The organism is Streptomyces sp. CC224B (assembly GCF_030010595.1).
GTDB classification, from domain to species: Bacteria; Actinomycetota; Actinomycetes; order Streptomycetales; family Streptomycetaceae; genus Streptomyces; species Streptomyces longispororuber.
Genome location: NZ_JASCXL010000104.1, coordinates 1 through 19960, shown reverse-complemented (window position 1 = coordinate 19960; position 19960 = coordinate 1). Strand labels below are relative to the sequence as shown.

At 73.6% G+C, this 19960-nt stretch carries 12 protein-coding genes and 1 pseudogene; 7 read left to right on the top strand and 6 right to left on the bottom strand.

Features of this window, described 5'->3' with window-relative positions; genetic code table 11:
• Positions 1-73: 73 nt before the first annotated feature.
• Complete coding sequence (gene glpK / locus QK440_RS31960; protein WP_282796732.1) at positions 74-1606, top strand: glycerol kinase GlpK; 1533 nt, start codon at positions 74-76, stop codon at positions 1604-1606.
• 267 nt (positions 1607-1873) lie between these two features.
• Here glpK and QK440_RS31955 read toward each other — a convergent pair whose 3' ends face one another.
• The 4 genes from QK440_RS31955 to QK440_RS31940 all read right to left on the bottom strand — a co-directional run bounded on the left by QK440_RS31955 (position 1874) and on the right by QK440_RS31940 (position 6681).
• Complete coding sequence (locus QK440_RS31955) at positions 1874-2479, bottom strand: ATP/GTP-binding protein (RefSeq protein WP_282796731.1); 606 nt, start codon at positions 2477-2479, stop codon at positions 1874-1876.
• A gap of 228 nt (positions 2480-2707) precedes the next feature.
• Positions 2708-3112: a DUF742 domain-containing protein gene (locus QK440_RS31950; protein WP_282796730.1), complete on the bottom strand. Its 405-nt coding sequence runs from the start codon at positions 3110-3112 to the stop codon at positions 2708-2710.
• Between the two features lie 9 nt (positions 3113-3121).
• Positions 3122-3562, bottom strand: coding sequence for a roadblock/LC7 domain-containing protein (locus QK440_RS31945; protein ID WP_190138541.1), 441 nt, complete (start codon positions 3560-3562; stop codon positions 3122-3124).
• Positions 3559-6681, bottom strand: a complete 3123-nt coding sequence (locus QK440_RS31940; RefSeq protein ID WP_282796729.1) for a nitrate- and nitrite sensing domain-containing protein — start codon at positions 6679-6681, stop codon at positions 3559-3561. Before QK440_RS31940 ends, QK440_RS31945 begins: the two co-directional genes overlap by 4 nt.
• Before the next feature lie 995 nt (positions 6682-7676).
• On the opposite strand from QK440_RS31940, the gene QK440_RS31935 reads away from it, so the two are divergent.
• A complete protein-coding gene (locus tag QK440_RS31935; protein ID WP_282796744.1) occupies positions 7677-8213 on the top strand; it encodes a hypothetical protein in 537 nt (178 codons plus the stop codon).
• A gap of 204 nt (positions 8214-8417) precedes the next feature.
• Here the strand turns inward: QK440_RS31935 and QK440_RS31930 are convergent, their stop codons facing one another.
• On the bottom strand, positions 8418-8774 hold the full coding sequence (locus QK440_RS31930; RefSeq protein ID WP_282796728.1) for a bifunctional 3-phenylpropionate/cinnamic acid dioxygenase ferredoxin subunit: 357 nt from the start codon (positions 8772-8774) through the stop codon (positions 8418-8420).
• 967 nt (positions 8775-9741) lie between these two features.
• Between QK440_RS31930 and QK440_RS31925 the strand changes: the two genes are divergently transcribed.
• The 5 genes from QK440_RS31925 (at position 9742) to QK440_RS31905 (ending at position 16979) form a co-directional block, all read left to right on the top strand.
• Positions 9742-10485 (top strand): IclR family transcriptional regulator, encoded by a 744-nt coding sequence (locus tag QK440_RS31925; protein ID WP_349239332.1) that lies wholly within the window; start codon positions 9742-9744, stop codon positions 10483-10485.
• 428 nt (positions 10486-10913) lie between these two features.
• On the top strand, positions 10914-11999 hold the full coding sequence (locus QK440_RS31920) for an S-(hydroxymethyl)mycothiol dehydrogenase (RefSeq protein ID WP_282796726.1): 1086 nt from the start codon (positions 10914-10916) through the stop codon (positions 11997-11999).
• Between the two features lie 86 nt (positions 12000-12085).
• The gene (locus QK440_RS31915; protein ID WP_282796743.1) at positions 12086-14536 is read left to right on the top strand and encodes an FAD-dependent oxidoreductase; all 2451 of its coding nucleotides are present in this window, start codon (positions 12086-12088) and stop codon (positions 14534-14536) included.
• 114 nt (positions 14537-14650) lie between these two features.
• Positions 14651-15847, top strand: coding sequence for an N-methyl-L-tryptophan oxidase (gene solA, locus QK440_RS31910; RefSeq protein WP_282796725.1), 1197 nt, complete (start codon positions 14651-14653; stop codon positions 15845-15847).
• Positions 15848-15857: 10 nt separating this feature from the next.
• Complete coding sequence (locus QK440_RS31905) at positions 15858-16979, top strand: aromatic ring-hydroxylating dioxygenase subunit alpha (RefSeq protein WP_282796724.1); 1122 nt, start codon at positions 15858-15860, stop codon at positions 16977-16979.
• Between the two features lie 47 nt (positions 16980-17026).
• Here QK440_RS31905 and QK440_RS31900 read toward each other — a convergent pair.
• Positions 17027-19960 (bottom strand): annotated as a pseudogene (locus QK440_RS31900) (hypothetical protein); the annotation flags it as partial.

Genomic DNA, 19960 nt, shown 5'->3' with positions numbered 1-19960 from the left:
CGGCCGCCCGGGCGGTCTCCCGGCCGGCGGGCAGCCTCCGACGCCCCGAGCAGCCTTCCGACAAGGAGGAGCCATGACGGACAGCTCCGAGAAATTCGTCGCCGCGATCGACCAGGGCACCACGTCCAGCCGCTGCATCGTCTTCAACCAGGACGGTGCGATCGTCGCCGTGGACCAGCGCGAGCACCGCCAGATCTTCCCCAAGCCCGGCTGGGTGGAGCACGACGCCACCGAGATCTGGTCCAAGGTGCAGGCCGTGGTGGCGGGGGCGCTCGCCAAGGCCGGACTGCGCGCCGACCAGCTCAGCGCCCTCGGCATCACCAACCAGCGGGAGACCACGGTCCTGTGGGACCGCTCGACGGGCAAGCCGGTGCACAACGCCGTCGTCTGGCAGGACACGCGTACCTCCGCGCTCTGTGCCGACCTGGGCGGCACGGACGGCCAGGACCGCTTCCGCGAGCGGACCGGGCTGCCCTTGGCCAGTTACTTCTCCGGGCCCAAGGCCGCCTGGCTGCTCGACAACGTGCCGGGGCTGCGGGTGCGCGCCGAGCGCGGCGACATCGCGTTCGGCACCATCGACTCCTGGCTGATCTGGAACCTCACCGGCGGCACCGACGGCGGCGTCCACGTCACGGACGTCACCAACGCGGGACGCACGATGCTGATGAACCTGGACACCCTCCAGTGGGACGTGTCGATCCTGGCGGCGATGAACGTGCCCGAGGCGGTCCTGCCGGAGATCAGGTCGTCGGCCGAGGTCTACGGGACGGCCGTGGGGCAGCTCGCCGGGGTGCCGGTCGCCTCCGCCCTCGGCGACCAGCAGGCGGCTGTCTTCGGGCAGGCCTGCTACGACACCGGCACGGCCAAGAACACGTACGGCACGGGCAGCTTCCTGCTCCTGAACACCGGCAACAGGCCGGTGCCCTCCAAGAACGGGCTGCTCACGACGGTGGGCTACAAGATCGGCGGCGAGGCGCCCGTCTACTGCCTGGAGGGGTCCATCGCGGTCACCGGCGCGCTCGTGCAGTGGTTCCGCGACCAGCTCGGCATCATCCGCACGGCCGACGAGATCGAGCCGCTCGCGGCGAGCGTGGACGACAACGGCGGCGCCTACATCGTGCCCGCGTTCTCCGGCCTGTACGCCCCGTACTGGCGCTCCGACGCGCGCGGCGTCGTCACGGGCCTGACCCGGTACGTGACCAAGGCGCACCTGGCCCGCGCCGTCCTGGAGGCGACCAGTTGGCAGACCCGCGAAGTCGTCGACGCGATGTACCAGGACTCCGGTGTGCGCATCACCACCCTGAAGGTGGACGGCGGCATGACCAAGAACCACCTGCTGATGCAGCACCAGGCGGACGTCCTCGACGTGCCCGTGATCCGGCCCAGGGTCGCCGAGACGACGTGCCTGGGCGCCGCGTACGCCGCGGGGCTCGCGACGGGCGTGTGGCACGACCTGGACGAGCTGAAGACCCACTGGCAGCGCGACGCGGAGTGGACCCCCCGGATGGGCGCGCAGGAGCGCGACCGGGAGTACCGCAACTGGCGCAAGGCGGTGGAGCGCAGCTTCGGCTGGCACGAGGAGGGCGCGGAGGAGCAGGGGGGCTAGGGTCCGGGCGGGCTTGGCGCCGCTGGGCGCCGGGCGTGCGCGTCGGCGGGCACGCGCGCGTGGAGGGCGACGTCGCGTACGCGCGGGTGGCTCGTCCGGTACGCGTGCCTGGCTCGTGGACGTGCCGTACGCGCGCGTGGCAGACGGTCGCCCCGTACGCGCGCGTGGTGGGTGGACTGCCGTACGCGCGCGTGGTGGACGGCGGCTCGTACCCCGGTCGGCGGGGGTACGGGCCGTCCCCGCACCCCGGGGTGTGCGGGGAGGGACTCAGGTGGTGACCGGCTCGCGGGCCACGGCACCGACCGCCATGGCGTGCTCGACCACGTCGATGAGGACCTCCTTGACGGACTCCTTCTCTCGCGCGTCGCACAGCACCACCGGGGTGCCCGGGTCCAGGTCGAGTGCCTGGCGCACCTCTTCGGCCGGGTAACGGGTCGCGCCCTCGAAGCAGTTGACGCCGACCACGAAGGGGATGGAACGGCGTTCGAAGTAGTCGACGGCCGCGAAGCAGTCCTCCAGGCGCCGGGTGTCGGCGAGCACCACGGCGCCGAGCGCGCCGGTCGCCAGCTCGTCCCACAGGAACCAGAAGCGGTCCTGCCCGGGGGTGCCGAAGAGGTACAGGACGAGGTCCTCGCGCAGCGTGATGCGGCCGAAGTCCATGGCCACGGTGGTGGTGTGTTTGCCGGGGACGCCGTTCAGGTCGTCGACCGGGCGGCCCGCCTCGCTGAGGGTCTCCTCCGTGCGCAGGGGTTTGATCTCACTGACCGCGCCGACGAGGGTCGTCTTGCCCACTCCGAAGCCGCCCGCCACCAGGATCTTCAGCGTGACCGGCTCGACGGGGGCCGTTCCGCGTGGGGAACGCTTGAAGATCATCGCTCTCTTCTCCTGCATCAGTCATCGGGGTCTCGGGTGCGTCAGTTGGGACGGAGCGCGTCACATGTCACGCGTGTGCCGACCGTGCCGGGCGGCGACCCGCGCCGCCCGGGTCCCCTCGGTCCGGGCGCCGCGTACGGGGCACCGGTGGCGGCCTGGGTGTTCTCCACGCCCCCGTCGGGGCGGAGCGGCCGGCCAGTCACGTCTCCATACCCGCTCCCGCGCCGGTCAGAGCGCCCGGAGGCCGTCGATCACGTCGCGCAGGATGCTTTCGTCCGGCAGCTCGGCGGGGGGCACCGGACGGGTCACGTGCACCAGCCGGTCGTCCACGAGGTCACCGATCAGGACGCGGACCACGCCGATCGGAAGGTCGAGTTCCGCGGCGAGTTCCGCTACGGACTGCGGACTGTCGCGGCACAGGTCGACGATGTCCACGTGCTCCGGTGACAGCGTCTGGTCGGCCTCCGTGTCATCGGCGCGGGACTCCGCGACCACGACCGCGATCAGGTCGAGGCGGTGCTGGGCCGGGCTGGTGGTGCGTCCGCGCGTCATGGCGTACGGGCGCACCACCGGACCGGCGTCGTCGTCGAACCAGCGAGGTGTCGAGGAATGGGCGTGACCGTCGTCGCTCATGCCCTCCCACTACCCTCCCGTGGGCAGGTCGGTGCGCGGCGCCGTACCCAGGTGCACACCCACCCTCTTGACCAGCAGCGTCATCTCGTACGCCACCAGGCCGACGTCGGAGTCCGCGTCCGCGAGGACGGCGAGACAGCTGCCGTCACCCGCGGCCGTGACGAAGAGGAACGCGTCGTCCAGTTCGACGACGGTCTGCCTGACCTTGCCGGCGTCGAAGTGGCGCCCGACGCCCTTGGCGAGGCTGTGGAAGCCGGAGGCCACGGCGGCGAGGTGTTCGCTGTCCTCCCGGGTGAGGTTCTTCGACACACCCGTCGGCAGGCCGTCGCCGGAGAGCACGAGCGCTTTGCGGATGCTGGCGACACGCTCCACCAGTTCGTCGAGCAGCCAGTTCAGCTCTCCCGATCCCCCGGTCGCGGTGGTGCGTGCGTCAGCCTTCGGTGCGGTCATCGACCGTCCCCCTCAGATGTCGTTCCTGGTGCTGTGCCGTCAGGGGCGCTGTCGCCCGCGGCGTTCTCTTCGCGACCGCGCTGCCAGCCACGCTGGAGCGCGGCCATCCGGCTGCGTACCTCGTCGGCGTCGCGCTCCTCCGGCCTGTCGACGGCGGCCGGGGCGGGGTCGCGTTCCGTACGGCGGTCGGGGCCGTCCTTGAGCTGCGGGGCGAGGTTCGCCTGCCGGACCCGGCGCGGCAGCCCGCCCAGGGTGGTCGTGTCGGGCTCCTGGGGTGCTGTCCCGGTGCTGCTTGCGGCCCGGTCCATGGTTTCCCTGTCCGTCCTCGGCGCCCGGTCCGCACCGGGCGCCGTCTCCGTGCGGGCGGTGCCCCTGGGGCTGTCCGCGACCGGGCGGCGCCGGGGCAGGAGCGGCTGCGGCCGGGGGTCGCTCTGGTCGGTGCGGCCGTCGAGGCGCGGTCGGCGTGGCAGGTCGAGTCCCGCGCGTCCGGAGTCGGTGTCGCGGGCAGGGGGCCCGTCGGGGCGGGTGTCCCGGGGGGTGAGGCCCGCGGGCCGGGTGTCCCAGGCCGGGGCGCGCCCTGGGCGGCCGCCCAGGGTGTCGCGGCGGCCGCTGATGTCCTCTTCGGGGGCGCCGAAGCCCCCGACCTGCTGGCGGGCCCGTCCGTCGTCCTCGGGGGTGCCGGTGCCCGTGGTGTCGCGGACGTCCCTGGCACGGGCGGACGAGGGGTCCACGCGGCGACCGTGCGAGGAGACCAGTTTCGGTGTGCGGCGGCGTGGCAGCGGCACGGGGTCCCTGGGGGTGCGGTCGTCGTCCAGAGGGACGTCCCGGCCGGGCAGCTCGTCGGCGGAGCCGGAGAGGGCGTGGGGTACGGGGTCGGCGGCGCGGGCGGGTGCTCCGCGCGCCGGCTGACGCTCGTCGCGCGCCTGCTGGTGCTGTTCCCCCGGGACCGCGGTGGCGCGGCGGCGGGGCCGGAACAGTCCACCGCGCTCGCTGTCGGGGTCCTCCAGGTCGTCGAGTTCGTCCAGGGTGCTCGGGTAGCCGTCGAGGCCCGCCATGCCGACAGGCGCCTCCAGTTCGACGGGGCCGTCCAGGACGGAGGCGGGCAGGCCGGGGAGTTCGACGGGGACCTGCGCGAGGGCCGACGTACGGTCGCTCCGGGAGCCACCGGTCACGGGCCGCGCGGGCTGCGCCCGGTCGAGGCGGAAGCCCGCGCCCCCGGTGTCGGAGAAGTCGTCCGTGAGCAGGGAGTCCGGGATGAAGACGACGGCCGTCGTACCGCCGTACGGGGAGGGCTGCAGTGAGACACGGACGCGCTGGCGCTGGGCCAGGCGGCTGACGACGAACAGGCCGAGCCGGTCGGTGTCGGACAGTTCGAACTCGGGGGTCTCGGCGAGGCGGAGGTTGGCGTCGAGGAGCGCGTCGGGGGCCATGCCGAGGCCCCTGTCGTGGATCTCCAGGGTGAAGCCGTTGGCGACGTGCTCCCCGAGGACCTGCACCGCGGTGTGCGGCGGCGAGAACACCGTGGCGTTCTCCAGGAGTTCGGCCAGCAGGTGGGTGAGGTCGGCGACGGCGGGCCCGGTGACGGCGATGCGGGGCAGGCGGCGTACCTCTATGCGTTCGTAGTCCTCCACCTCGGCGACGGCCGCGCGGACGACGTCCATGAGCTGGACGGGCTTGCGCCACTGCCGGGAGGGGGCGGCGCCGGAGAGGATCACGAGGCCTTCGGCGTGCCGTCGCATGCGGGTGGTCAGGTGGTCGAGGCGGAACAGGTCGGCCAGTTCGTCGGTGTCCTCGGTCCTGCGTTCCATGGTGTCGAGGAGCGTGAGCTGCTTGTGCAGCAGGACCTGGCTGCGGCGGGCGAGGTTGACGAACACCTCGGAGACGCCGCGCCGCAGGTCGGCCTGTTTCACCGTGGCCTCGACGGCGGCGCGCTGGAGGGTGTTGAGTGCCTGGCCGACCTGGCCGATCTCGTCCTTCTCGTAGCTCAGGCGCGGCGCCTCGGTCTCCACGTCGACCTGTTCGCCCGCCGCGAGGCGGCGGAGCAGGCCGGGCAGCCGCACACCGGACGCCTCGTGGGCCTCAAGGCGCAGTCGGCGCAGGTCACGGATGAGGCCGCGGCCGATGCGCACGGACAGCACGATGGAGGTGACCACGGCGAGCAGGCCCACCACACCGGCGATGGCCAACTGCACGATCACGCTGACCGCCTCGGGGCGCGCCCGGTCGCGCAGGCGGTCGATGGCCGCGTCGTTGCGCTCGGCGAGCCCCAGGAGGACCTTCTCCGCCTCCTGGTTCCAGCGGGAGGAGGTCACCCCGCGCGGGGTGCCGGGCCCGGAGTCGGCGAGGGCCTTCTCGGCGTCGCGCAGCCGAGCGGTCTCGGCTCCGTTCCAGTAGCGCTCGTAGCGGGCGCGCTCGCCGTCGGGGAGCTGGGCGAGGCTGGTGTCCAGGAGCAGGGAGCGCTGGGCCATCAGGTCGGTGACCTGGCGGACCTCGGCCTTCGTGAGGGTGCCCGTGACCAGGGCGGAGGCGACCAGCGCGTCTTCCCGCGAGAGGAGTTCGCGCGCCTGGTCGACGCCGACGAGCGCGCGGCTCTGCGCGGTGATGCTCACGTCGTCCAGGGCGTTGAGCGTCGTCAGGAAGCCGTAGCAGGGGTCGGTCAGGCGCGTGTACATCTTCAGCGCCTTCTCGCGGCTGATCGTGCCTTCCTCGACGGTACGGCGCAGGGCGGCGAGGCCGTCGAAGGCGTCGAGGACGGCGGCCAGGCGTTCCTCGGAGTGGCCGTCGAGGACTTCGCGGGAGTCGGAGTCCTTCGCCGCCGACCTGACCTTCGCGACGAGTTCGTCGGTGGCGTCGCGGCTGCTGCGCAGCGCGGCGTGCGCGTCCGACGCGCGGGGGTCGGCGAGGTGGACGAGCGTCTGGCGCCGCTCCTCCTGGATGACTTGGACCGTGTCCTGAATGGGTTTGGCCAAGTCGTCGATGATGTACGCGGTGTCGATGAGCTTGTTGGCCTCACGCCCGGTCACGAACGTGGCGAATCCCCAGATCGCCGTGAGGGAGACGAGCGGCACGAGCAACAACGCCACGATCTTCCTGCGGATCGACTTCCCGCGAAAGCGCATGGCCTCCCCCAGCTCGGGCCCCGAACGGCCGCGCGAATGGCCCAGGGGCACGCATGTGCGTCAACAAACGGCGCGAGCCTACTACTGACGCACGAGCAACTCGAAGACACGTCCGGACGCTTTTCAGCCGTGACGCGAAACGGACGTGGGCAGTTGTCCGCCCATTGCGGGAGATTGCCTCCCGCCTGCGGCGGAGGATGCGTGCCGCCACGTCCCGTGCCTGCGGGGCCAGTTGGCCTGAAGTGTGCGCCGAGGGGACTCGATCACTCGTGCGGGTGACATCTCGGCCCGAGCGGGAGGAGCGGGAATCTTCGACCTGGCCCGTTCGTCGATCAGTACGGAAGGTGAGCACGGGCTCGAACGGGCGGAGGGGTCCCGGCGGGCGCGGTGCCGCGAGGGCGAACGATGAGGAACGGTACGGCGCTTCGCGTAAAGCGGCGTAAAACGGGCAGGCAGTGGAGGGTCGGGCATGAGCATGAGGCTCTCGGTGGCTGTGAGGCTCCACATGGCATACGAACGACGACCGCGTACGGGAACTGCGCGTGCTGGCGGCGCACTTGGGGCGCGCTGGAGAGCGAGGCCTCCGGGCGGTGGGCATGGGGTGGGCGTGAGGGCTGGGCGCGACGAGGGTGTGCGCGGGCTGCGCGGGCTGCGCGGGCTGCGCGGGCTGCGCGGGCTGCGCGGGCTGCGCGGGCTGCGCGGGCTGCGCGTGAGAACGACGGGCGAGGGTGGCGGGCACGGGGTGCGCTTGATAGACACGCGTGTCGCCGGGGCGTATGGAACGCACGGATCGCGTGTGGGAGCGGCCTCCGAGGGGCGCATACACATACGCAAGGACCGTCTGCAGGACCGCCTAAAGGATCGTGTACGTGGAGGGCTGACGACGCCTCCATGCGTGGGGGCATGGCACGGCGTAAGGCTCCGGGGGGAGTGACGGGTTGATGGAAACGACGGAGCGCGTCCGGACGGCGAAGGCGCGCCAGAGCAGTGAAGTAATGGACGGGGGCGGACAGTTGGCGGACCGGTTTGGCGTCGGGGCCGGGCACGGGGTCGGCACCGAGTCCCGCGAGAGGGCCCCCGGGAAACGGGGACGCGGTCAGGAGCCCGGCTCGTACAGGGGATCACCCGGCGAGTACGCGCAGCGGCGGCAACTATGGGTGGAGGAACCAGCGGCCCACCCCCGCATGCCGGACCCGGTACGCAGGGCTGCCGTCAGGGCCATGCTCATCGTGGCGGTGACGCTCGTCCAGGCGATGACGGCGTTCTTCTGCGCGCTGGCGGAGTCCTGGCTGGCCTTCCCGATGGTACTCAGCAGCGTGGCCAGCACGGTGGCGGCTACCTGGGGCGTGCTCGACGTCTGGGTCACCCGCCAGGTGTGGAGCCAGCGCAACGGCGTCGTCTCGGCCCCGAGCAGCACGGCCCGCCAGCTCCGGCGCGAGCGACGCCGGGCCCGCCGCGCGGCGCGGGTTGCCGCCCGGGCGAGCGAGGACATACGGGGACGGGGCGCGACGGGGCGGCTGTCGCATCCCTGAGGCTGTGGTGGTGCGCCGCGAGGCCAGGCCTGTAACGGGGCTGCGCTCGAGCGCCGAGGCGCTGGTCAGAGGGCACAGCCTGGACAGCAGCGGCCTTGTGCCGAGCGCCACGCACGGCCTTGCCTTCGCGCCTCTTCGCGCTGCCTCCGCGGTGCTTCCGTGCCGGTGGAGTTGGCCGTCGTCACCCGGTAGAGGTCGCTGTCCTCATGCGGCGGAGCCCTCCCCCGTCGACGCGCCCGTCTCGGCCGGGGCCGAGGGCGAGCCCGTCACGTGGACGTGGACCATGCCGTCCACCACGCTCACACGGTAGGTGCGCACGGGCCGGCGGGCGGGCAGGCAGGTGGGCTCGCCCGTCCTGAGGTCGAACGTGGCCGCGTGCAGCGGGCATTCGATCAGGCAGCCCTCCAGCCAGCCGTCCGAGAGGGAGGCGTCCTGGTGGCTACAGGTGTCATCGACGGCGTACAGCTCGCCGTCAGCGTTGAACACCGCGATGGGCGGGGTGGTGTCGAGGCGGACGGACTCGCCCGCAGGGAGCTCGTCGAGGCGGCAGACGGGGAGCATGGTGTCCCTTCAGTTCTCGATGGTGTGCGGCAGGTTCTCCGTGTCGGGTGAGGCTGCTCTTCGGGTCCGTGAGTGACACGTTCTCGGGCTCGGGTGAGGTTGGCTTCCTGGAGGGTGGGGTGGTGCTTTCGATGGGATGAGGTGAGGGCTCTTGGATGGGGCGGATCGGTCGATCTGGTGAGGCTGGGCCTGTCGGTTCGAGTGGTGACGTCCGGCACCGGGACGCGGATCGAGCTGCCGGTGCGATCGGGCGGCTTCGGTGGGGTTACTGGCTCAAGGCGCCTGGCCGGTTCAAGAAGCGATCCGTGGCTGCCAGGTGGGGTGAGTCGGGGTGGGTGTGCGGGCGGCACAGGGTTGGCGCGAGGACGTTCGGCCGGACCTTGGTGGTGAAGCCGGGTTCGGTGGTGCGCTGGTGGGCGGGTGGACTGCGGTGCCCGGGTGGACTGCGGTGGGCCGGCGGACTGTGGTGCGCGGGCGTTGGCCGGGTCGCCGCAGACCGGGTTCGTCAGGCGCCCAGGTGAGTTGTCCGGGAGCCTCGAACCTTCGAGCGAGCGAGCTGGTCCGGTGCGGGAGGCTGGCGCGGCTGTGGTCCGGGAGAGTGGCACAGGCAAGTCCGGGTGGTCGAAGTGCGGCTCGTTTGAGGCAGGACGCGCGGGTGCGGAACGTGCGGATCGTGCGGAGCCCCGGGCGTCGGCGCGCCGGGCCGTGCTCGCCCCGTTTCAGCCAAGGGCTCTTCGAATATCATGGGTTTCATATGACGCACCACAGAGTGCTATACGCAACAGAATCCGGTGGGACGCCCCCGGCGTCAAGGGCTTCCCTGGGCCGCGGCGCCAACCAGCCGCCGAACGGTGAGAGTTGAGACATGACCCGCACGCCGCAAAGCCATGACGACACCGCAGGTTCGCGTCGGCGGCCGTCCGGGCCGGAGAGGTCCGACCGGCAGCCCCGCGCGGCCACGGGCTCGGTGCAGTCCGTGGACCGCGCCGTGAGCGTCCTCGAGATCCTCGCCCGGCACGGCGAGGCGGGGGTCACCGAGATCGCCGACGAGCTGGGGGTGCACAAGTCGACGGCGTTTCGGCTGCTCGGCGTCCTGGAGAACCGGGGCCTGGTCGGCCAGGCCAAGGACCGTGGCAAGTACTTCCTCGGCGCGGGTGTGCTGCGCCTCGCGGGTGCCGCGGCCGTGCGCATGGACATCTCTCAGGAGGGTGCGCCGGTCTGCCGCGAGCTGGCGGACGAGCTGGGCGAGACGGTCAACATCGCGGTCCTGGACGACGATGCCGCGGTCAACATCATGCAGGCGCGCGGGCCGGCGTCCGTGACCGCGCAGAACTGGCTCGGCCGGCGCACCCCGCTGCACGCCACCTCCAGCGGCAAGGTGCTGCTCGCCCACCTGCCGACGACTCTGCGCGAAGGTCTCATCGCCCGTACGCTGCCGCGCCTCACCGAGCACACCGTGACCGGCACGGCGGCGCTGCGCGGTGAGCTGGACACCGTCGTCGAGCAGGGGTTCGCCGCCGCCGTGGAGGAGTTGGAGGTGGGGCTCGCAGCCGTCGCCGCACCGGTGCGAGCGCACGACGGCAAGGTGATCGGGGCGCTCAGCGCGTCCGGGCCGGTGTACCGGCTGACGCAGGACCGGCTCACGGAGCTGGCCAAACGTACGGTCGCGGCGGCCGCGGAGCTGTCTCGGCGCATGGGCTACGGTCTCTGATCCAAGCGCGCCGACGCTGTCTCCGCCGCGAGTGGCCTGCGAGCGCGGGCGCGGTCGACCATCGGCCACAATGCCTACGCGCCCGGCGACTTCGGGCCAAGGTCCGTCTCAGGCACCCCAAGCCCACGAGCACCGCGCCCAACAAGCGCGCTTAACAAGCCAGCCAGCACCCCAGCACCCCTCGGACCAGACACCCAGGCACCCAGGCACCCAGGCACCCAGGCACCCACGCACCCACGCACCCAGGGCACGTCACCACGCGGCCCGCCGCGCGCTAGGTCACGCCCCCGCGGCCACGCTCCCACGCCCCCTTGACGGGTCCTTGACGGCGCTCGCACGATGTCTCTTATAGCGCAACTGATCGTGGAGTACGCAACAACAGCCACGTTTGCGCGGAGGCGCGCAACGTCCCGCAGAGGAGCCTGGCCGTGCCGCACGAGGTCCGTGGCGTTGTCGCCGCGAAGAAGGGCGAACCCGTCGAGGTGCAGACGATCGTCGTGCCGGATCCCGGACCGGGAGAGGTGCTCGTCTCCGTGCAGGCCTGCGGGGTCTGCCACACGGATCTGCACTACCGGGAAGGGGCGATCGGTGACGGCTTCCCGTTCCTGCTCGGGCACGAGGCCGCGGGGACGGTCGAAGAGGTCGGGGAGGGCACTTCGGGGCTGCGCCCGGGCGACTACGTGGTCATTGCCTGGCGCGCCCCGTGCGGAGTGTGCCGCTCCTGCCTGCGCGGTCGCCCCTGGTACTGCTTCGACTCCCGCAACGCGACCCGGCCCATGACGCTCCTGGACGGCACCCCGCTGACCGCCGCGCTGGGCATCGGCGCGTTCACGCAGAAGACGCTGGTCGCGGCGGGGCAGGCCGTGAAGGTCGACCCCGCGGCGCGCCCGGAGGCCGCGGGACTGGTCGGCTGCGGCGTGATGGCCGGGTACGGGGCCGCCGTGCACACGGGAGGCGTGCGGCGCGGGGACACCGTCGCCGTCATCGGCTGTGGCGGCGTGGGCTGCGCGGCGATCGCCGGGGCCACGCTGGCCGGGGCCCGGCGCGTGATCGCGGTGGACGTCGACGACGCGAAGCTCGACGGGGCCACGCGGTTCGGGGCGACCGACACCGTCAACTCCCGCGGCACAGAACCGGTCGCGGCGGTGCGCGGGCTCACCGGCGGCTTCGGCGTCGACGTGGCGATCGACGCGGTCGGTGCCCCGGAGACGTACCGCCAGGCCTTCTACATGCGCGACCACGCGGGCACCCTCGTCCAGGTCGGTGTGCCCGACCCGGCGGCGACCGTCGAGCTGCCGCTCAGCGACCTGTTCTCGCGCGGCGGCGCGCTCAAGTCCTCCTGGTACGGGGACTGCCTGCCCACGCGGGACTTCCCCGTCCTCATCGACGAGTACGTACGCCGCAGGCTCGACCTCGGGGCCTTCGTCAGTGAGCGGATCGCGCTCGACGAGGTCGAGGAGGCGTTCGACCGGATGCGGACCGGCAAGGTGCTGCGGTCGGTGGTGGTCCTGTGACCGCCGGGAGGGACGGAGCCGAGGCCGCCGCACCCCTCAGCAGCCACCGCGCCCGCCACAGGTCCCGCGGGCCCCGTGTCGTCGTCATCGGTGCCGGGATCGTCGGTTGCTGCCTCGCCGACGAGTTGACCGCGCGCGGCTGGAGCGACGTCACCGTCCTGGAGCAGGGACCGCTGCCCGCGCCGGGCGGCTCCACCTCGCACGCGCCGGGGCTCGTGTTCCAGACCAGCCCGTCCAGGACGCTGAGCCGGTTCGCCGCGTACACGGTACGGAAGTTCGGCGCGCTGGCCGTGGACGGGCGCCCCTGTTTCCTCCCCGTGGGCGGCCTGGAGCTCGCCACCACGCCGGAGCGCTGGGCCGAGCTGCACCGCAGGGCGGGCTTCGCCGCGTCCTGGGGCATCCGCGCCGAGCTCGTCGGACCGGGACGGTGCAAGGAGCTGTGGCCGCTGCTCGACACCGGCCAGGTGCTCGGCGGACTGCACACACCCGACGACGGGCTCGCCCGCGCCGTGCCCGCCTGCCGGGCACAGACCGACCGGGCCACGCGGCGCGGCGCCCGCTTCCTCGACCGGCACACCGTGACCGGCGTCGAGCGTGCCGACGGCCGGGTCACCGGTGTCGTCACCGATCGCGGCACCTTCCCCGCCGACCACGTGGTGTCGGCGGCGGGCTTCTGGGGACCGGTGATCGGGCGCATGGCCGGTGTCGACGTGCCGCTGCAGCCGCTCGCCCACCAGTACGCCACGACGCGGCCGCTGCCCGAACTCGCGGGCGCCTGCGACGGCGGCCCGCTCCCGGAGGCCTCACGGCCGATCCTCCGGTACCAGGACCGGGACCTGTACTTCCGCGAGCACGCCGACCGCATCGGCATCGGCTCGTACGCCCACCGCCCGCTGCCCGTCGACCCGTTCGCGGTGCCCTCGTACGACGAGGCCGTCGCAGGCCACCGCGCCGGGACGGCGCCACCCACGGGACCCGCCATGCCGTCCGCGTCCCCCTTCACCGCGGAGGACTTCGCGCCGAGCTGGCAGGACGGCTGCGGTCTCCTGCCCGCGCTCAAGGAGTCGGCGGTCGACGAGGGGTTCAACGGTGTCTTCTCCTTCACTCCGGACGGCATGCCCCTGCTCGGCGAGGCCCCGGAACTACGCGGGTTCTGGCTCGCCGAGGCCGTGTGGGTCACGCACTCGGCGGGCGTCGCCAAGGCGGTCGCCGAGTGGATGGTCGACGGCAGGCCCGCCACCGACGTCCACGACTGCGACCTGACGCGCTTCGAGGCGGCGCAGCGCTCACCCGCGTACGTCGCGGAACGCGGTGCCCGGCAGTTCGTCGAGATCTACGACGTGATCCACCCCCTGCAACCGGTCGCTGAGCCGCGCCCGCTGCGGGTCAGCCCCTTCCACGCCCGCCAGGTGGAGCTGGGCGCGCACTTCCTGGAAGGCGGCGGCTGGGAACGCCCGCACTGGTACGAGGCGAACGCGCCGCTCGCCGAGGCGCTGGAGCTTCCCGCGCGGGACGCCTGGTCCGCCCGGCACTGGTCGCCGATCGCCGCCGCCGAGGCGAAGGCGACACGCGAACGCGTGGCGCTGTACGACATGACGCCGCTGCGCCGCCTGGAGGTCACGGGCCGCGGCGCCTTGGACTTCCTTCAGCGCATGACCACCAACAACCTCCGCAAGAAGCCTGGTTCGATCACCTACACCCTCCTTCTCGACGAGGCGGGCGGCATCCGCTCCGACCTGACCGTGGCACGGCTCGCCCCCGACCACTTCCAGGTCGGCGCCAACTCCCCCGCCGATCTCCACTGGCTACGGTGGCACGCGCCCGACGGCGTGCACATCAGGGACATCACCCAGGGGACGTGCTGCGTCGGCGTCTGGGGCCCGCTCGCCCGCGCCCTCGTGCAGCCGCTGACCCGCGACGACTTCTCGCACGAGGCGTTCGGCTACTTCAGGGCGCGGCGCGCGCACATCGGCCACGTCCCGGTGACCGCCCTGCGCCTCAGCTACGTCGGCGAGCTCGGCTGGGAGCTGTACACCAGCGCCGACCTGGGCCTGCGCCTGTGGGACACGCTGTGGGAGGCCGGACAGGAACTCGGCGCGGTGGCGGCCGGCCGGTCCGCCTTCGCCGGACTGCGCCTGGAGAAGGGCTACCGCGCCTGGGGCGAGGACATGACCACCGAGCACCACCCCTACGAGGCGGGCGTCGGCTTCGCCGTGCGCGAGGACAAGGGCGACTTCGTCGGCCGCGCGGCCCTTCAGAAACGCGGCCCGCTCACCCGCAGGCTCACCCCGCTCCTCCTCGACGACCCGGCCGCCGTCGTCCTCGGCAAGGAGCCGGTGTACGTCGCGGGAGCCCCGGCCGGGTACGTCACCAGCGCCTCCTACGGCTACACCCTGGGCCGCTGCGTCGCCTACGCCTGGCTGCCGCCGCTGCCCGCCGGGACCGGTGTGCACATCGAGTACTTCGGCGAGAAGATCCCGGCGACAGTCGCCGACGAGCCGCTCTTCGACGCCGGGATGACCCGTATCCGATGCTAGACAGTGCCGGCCGGCCACCGCCCCGGCAGCGGGGCACCGGACCCGCGCCCCCCGACCGAACATCTCCTGCGCCCCTGCGGAGCGCACTCGTACCGCACCGCCCCTGGAGGCCCCATGTCCCCCACCCCTCCCACGTACGACGTGATCGTGATCGGTCTGGGCGGCATGGGCAGTGCCGCCGCGCACCATCTGTCCGCGCGCGGGGCCCGCGTCCTCGGCCTGGAGCGGTACGGTCCGGTGCACCGGCGCGGCTCCAGCCACGGCGGTTCCCGGGTCACGCGCCAGTCGTACTTCGAGGACCCCGCGTACGTACCGCTGCTGCTGCGCGCGTACGAGCTGTACGAGCAGGTGGAGCGGGACACCGGCCGGGAGATCGCCCTGCTCTGCGGGGGTGTCATGGTCGGCAGGCCCGACGGGCGCGTCGTGTCGGGGGCGCGGCTCTCCGCCGAGACCTGGGGGCTGCCGCACGAGATGCTCGACGCCCGCGAGATCCGCCGCCGCTTCCCGACGCTCACGCCGCGCGACGACGAGGTGGCGCTGTACGAGGAGCGGGCGGGCCTGGTCCGGCCCGAGAACACCGTCGCGGCGCACCTCCAGCTCGCCACCCGGCGGGGCGCCGAGCTGCGCTTCGAGGAGCCCGTCGTCCGCTGGGAGCCGTGCGGCGGCGGCGTACGTGTCCACACGCCGGAGGACACGTACACCGCGGGGCAGCTGGTCGTCTGCCCGGGGGCCTGGGCGCCGGGACTCCTCGCCGACCTGGGGGTGCCGTTCACGGTCGAGCGGCAGGTCATGTACTGGTTCCAGCCGACCGGGGGCGTGGGTCCGTTCCTGCCGGAGCGCCATCCGATCTACGTCTGGGAGGACGCGGCGGGCGTCCAGGTGTACGGCTTCCCCGCGATCGACGGCCCGGACCTCGGGGCGAAGGTGGCCTTCTTCCGCAAGGGCGCCGTGTGTACGCCCGACACCGTCGACCGCACGGTCCACGCGCACGAGGTCGCCGCCATGGCGGACCACGTGTCCCGGCAGATCCCGCTGCTCCCCGGGCGCCTGCTCAAGGCGGTGACCTGCATGTATACGACGACGCCCGACGAGCACTTCGTGATCGCCCGGCATCCCGCGCACCCGGAGTCGGTGACGGTGGCGTGCGGCTTCTCCGGGCACGGCTTCAAGTTCGTGCCGGTGGTCGGTGAGATCGTCGCCGACCTGGCGCTCGACGGCACCACCGCGCACCCCGTCGGACTGTTCGACCCGCGCCGGATCACCGGCCCGCTGGGCGCCGCGGCCGCCGCGGCCGCCGCGGCGCCCGCCTGAGGAGGACACCGTGACGACCCAGGTCTCCGCGAGCCTCATCGCGACACTGCCCGGCCGCGCCTACACCGACCCCGAGGTGTTCGAGCGCGAGCAGGAGCACGTCTTCGAGGCCCTGTGGGTGTGCGCGGTGCGCGCCGCCGACCTCGAACGGCCCGGCGCGTACCGGACGGTCCAGGTCGGCCGCGAGAGCGTCCTGGTCACGCGCGCCCGGGACGGCGCGCTGCGGGCCTTCCTCAACGTGTGCCGCCACCGGGGCGCGCGGCTGTGCGCGGACGCCGAGGGCGAGGTGCGGCGGGGCCTGCGGTGCCCGTACCACGCCTGGACGTACGGCCTGGACGGCAGGCTGCTCGCGGCGCCGAACCTGACGCGCATGCCCGACGTGGACCGGTCGGCGTACGGCCTGGTCACGGTGGCCCTGCGGGAGTGGCTCGGCTACGTCTGGGTGTGCCTGGCCGAGGAACCGCCGTCGTTCGAGGAGACGGTCGTCGCCGAGGCCGCCGAGCGCCTGGGGGACGCGGCGGCCGTGGAGCGCTACCGGCCCGGGGACCTGGCGCTGGGGCGGCGTGTCACGTACGACGTGCGCGCCAACTGGAAGCTGATCGTGGAGAACTTCATGGAGTGCTACCACTGCGCGACGATCCATCCGGAACTGACCGACGTGCTGCCGGAGTTCACGGAGGGCTTCGCCGCGCAGTACTACGTCGGGCACGGCGCGGCCTTCGGTGACGGGGTGCGCGGCTTCACCGTGGACGGCAGCGCGGGCTTCGGCCGCCTGCCCGGCGTGGCCGACGACCAGGACCGCCGCTACTACGCGATCACCGTCAAGCCGGCGGTGTTCGTGAACCTGGTACCGGACCACGTGATCCTGCACCGCATGTTCCCGCTGGCCGTGGACCGTACGGTCGTCGAGTGCGACTGGCTGTACGCACCCGACGTCGTGGCCTCCGGGGCCGATCTGTCGAAGTCCGTGGAGCTGTTCCACCGGGTGAACGAGCAGGACTTCGCGGCGTGCGAGCGTACGCAGCCCGCCATGTCCTCGCGCGCCTACCGGCACGGTGGGGTGCTCGTGCCGACCGAGCACCACATCGGCCTCTTCCACGCGTGGGTCACCGCACGGATCGGCGCCCTCTGAGCCCGGCGGACATCACAGGGATCGGGTCCCTCTGAGCTCGGCGGGCGTCACCCCGCCACGGGCTTCTTGTACATCCGGGTGGCCGTGATCTCGCCGTGCACCGTCTCCCCGGCGGGGGCCTGCTGCTCCTGCGGCAGGCCCGGCCGCAGGTGCTCCTCGACGCTGATGTACTTCAGGCCCGCCCGCAGGTCGGCGTCGTTGCGCAACCGGATGACCAGCGGGAACTCGGCGAGCGCGGTCGTGTCGAACAGGCCGGTGGTGTACAGGAGCTGCACGCCGAGGGCGTCGGACACGGCGCGCTGGAGCTCCAGGAGGTATGTGGCGTTGGCGCGGCCGATGGGGTTGTCGAGGAACAGGGTGCCCGCGTGGCGGTGCTTGTCGCGGCCCCGGTCGTTCGACCGCAGCGCGGCCATCGTGCAGTACAGGGCGATGGCGGCGGTCAGGAGCTGGCCGCCGGAGAACACGTCGCCCATCTGGCCGACGGGGACGCGCTCGGCGCGCAGCACGGCGTCGGGCTTGAGGATCTCCACGGCGACGCCACGCGGCTCCAGGGCCGCCTGGACGCCCCGGAGGAGCAGGGACATGCCGTCCCTGCGCAGGTCGGAGTTCTTCTTGACGGCCGCGCGCGTGGCGTCGTCGATGACCACGCCGAGGCGCTCGGTGAGCGTGGCCTGGTCGGGCTCCTCGAAGCGGATGCGCAGGAACTCCTGGCCCGACCACTCCCCCAGGCCCTCCGGGAGGCGGGACAGGCGCTGGGCGGAGCGGAGCGTCGCGAGGGCCGACTCGACGAGGCCGCGCAGCCGGTCGACGATGCTGTCGCGGTTGCGCTCCAGTTGCTCCAGCTCGTCGGTGAGCACGCGCAGCCGGGGGGCGAAGGCGTCCGCCCACTTCTTGGCGTGCTCGGGCAGCGCGGCGGCGGGCAGTTCGCGGATCTGCTGGCGGGCGGGGGTGCGTACCTGCTCGTAGCGGGTGGAGTTGGCGTGCCGTACGAGGACGTCACTGGCCTCGCGGACGGCGGTCTCGGCGGCGGACAGGTCGGCGGCGCAGCCGCGCAGCGAGCGGCGGGCCTCGGCGGCGGTCTGGCGGGCCTCTTCGAGGGTGCCGGGGTAGGGCTCGGGCTGTTCCTGCTCGTCCGTGTCGTGGTGCTCGCGGAGCAGGTCGCGCAGGAGCGCGGCGGTCTCGTCGAAGCCGCCGGCCGCGTCCTCGGTGGCGCGGTGGGCGCGCAGGAGCGCGGCGTGCGCCTCCTTGGCCTGGGTGAGCGCTTCGGTGCGGGCGGCCAGTTCGCCGGTGGCGGTGCGCAGCAGGGCCTGGGCGTGCTCGGCGTCGGCGGGCACCAGGTCCTCGGGCAGCTCGGTGTGCGCCTCGCCGTCCTGGGGGGCGTGCCGCTCGGCCTCGCCGCGCAGCCGGCCGAGCTGCTCGCTGGCGGCCGCGGCGCGGGACTCGATGAGCTGGACCTGGGCCTCCGCGCGCGCGGCGGCGGCCTGCCGGGAGGGGCCGTCGGCGCCGTCGGTGCCCTCCAGGAGCTGGGCGGCGCGGGTGCGGACCTTGTTGCTGAGCCGGTCGAGCTCGGCGAGGGCGGCGGACTCGTCGCTCTCGGCGCGGGCCTGCTCGGCTCGCAGGTCGGCGCCGACGCCGACCTTCTCGTAGAGCTGGGAGGCCGCGCGGTAGGCCTCGCGCAGCGCGGGCAGCGAGGTCTTGGGGGCGTCCTCGTCCAGGGCGACGTCCTCGGGGGCACCGGCGATCTCGGCGCGCTCGGCGCGCAGCGCGCGGGCGGTGCGGCGCGCGTCGTCGGCCGCGCGCTGGGCGGCGCGCCGGTCCTCGTCGGCGGCGCGGGCGCGGTCCAGGCAGGCCTGGGCGCGGGCCTCGCACTCCACGGCCTCGTCGGCCAGCTCGCGCAGCTTCGTCTGCCAGCCAGCGCGTTCGCGCAGCCGGAACGCCAGCCCGGCGAGCGCGTCGGCGGCGCGGCGGGCGCGCTGGGCGGTCTCCTGCCGCTCGTCGCGGACGCGGGCGGCGTCGCTCGCGGCCTCGTCGGCCTCGGCGCGCGCGGTGCGGGCCTCGGCCAGCTCGGCCTCGGCCTCCTCGGCGAAGGCGCGGGCCTGGCGCGCGGCGGTGGCCAGTTCGTCGAGGCGTCCGGCCGGGCAGCCGGCGCGCCAGGAGGCGAGGCGGGCGGCCAGCTCGCGGTCCTTGGCGAGGCGCTGGGCGAGCGCGCGGATCTCGTCGTCGCGGCGGGTGGCGCGGGCGCGCAGGGCCTGGCGCTCCTGGTCGGCGGCGTGCTCGTCGTGCATGGCCGGGTTCGGCGGCACCAGGAAGACGTCGCCGTCCTGGGCGGCCTCGTCGCCCGGCGCCGGGGCCAGCAGGGCGGCGGCGGTGCCGACGGCGACGGTGGAGCGGGGCAGCAGCGCGGCGCCGGCGAGGGTTTCGCGGGCCCGCGCGTGGGTGTCGGGGTCGGTGATGATGACGCCGTCGACCAGCTCGGGGCGGGCCGCGAGCACGCGCGCGTGGTCGGCGGGGTCGACGGCCTGGGCGAGGTAGCGCCAGCCGGGCAGCGCCGGGATGCCGTGCTCGCCCAGGAACTCGACGGTGGCCAGGACGTCCGGGCCCGGCGGGAGCAGCCCGCCGTCGCCGAGCGCGCCGAGGATGCGGGCGTCGTCGGCCGCGGCGGTCCGCAGCTCGAACAACTGCCGCTCCGCGGCGGCCACGCCGTCCTCCAGGAGGGTGCGCAGGTCGTCGGCGCTCCGGTCGAGGTCCTCGGCGGTGAAGGGCGCCCCGGCCTCGGGGTCCGCCGGGGTGCCGGGGTCCTGGTGGGTGTCGTCGCGGTTGTCGGTGCCCGCGCGGCGGGGCGGGGGCACGGCGCCCTGCGCGCGGGGGGCGGGCCCGCCGGGCAGGCCGAGCAGTTCCCCGAGCCGCTCGTCGCGGGCGAGGGCCTCGGCGGTGCGGCGCTCCGCGTCGTACGCCTGCTCGGCGGCGGTCGCGGCGTCGGC

What these genes read in the sequence shown, in the direction of transcription:
- glpK (WP_282796732.1), top strand. Translation starts at nt 74, where the DNA reads ATGACGGACAGCTCCGAGAAATTCGTCGCCGCGATCGACCAGGGCACC.
- QK440_RS31955 (WP_282796731.1), bottom strand. Translation starts at nt 2,479, where the DNA reads ATGATCTTCAAGCGTTCCCCACGCGGAACGGCCCCCGTCGAGCCGGTC.
- QK440_RS31950 (WP_282796730.1), bottom strand. Translation starts at nt 3,112, where the DNA reads ATGAGCGACGACGGTCACGCCCATTCCTCGACACCTCGCTGGTTCGAC.
- QK440_RS31945 (WP_190138541.1), bottom strand. Translation starts at nt 3,562, where the DNA reads ATGACCGCACCGAAGGCTGACGCACGCACCACCGCGACCGGGGGATCG.
- QK440_RS31940 (WP_282796729.1), bottom strand. Translation starts at nt 6,681, where the DNA reads ATGCGCTTTCGCGGGAAGTCGATCCGCAGGAAGATCGTGGCGTTGTTG.
- QK440_RS31935 (WP_282796744.1), top strand. Translation starts at nt 7,677, where the DNA reads ATGGACGGGGGCGGACAGTTGGCGGACCGGTTTGGCGTCGGGGCCGGG.
- QK440_RS31930 (WP_282796728.1), bottom strand. Translation starts at nt 8,774, where the DNA reads ATGCTCCCCGTCTGCCGCCTCGACGAGCTCCCTGCGGGCGAGTCCGTC.
- solA (WP_282796725.1), top strand. Translation starts at nt 14,651, where the DNA reads ATGTCCCCCACCCCTCCCACGTACGACGTGATCGTGATCGGTCTGGGC.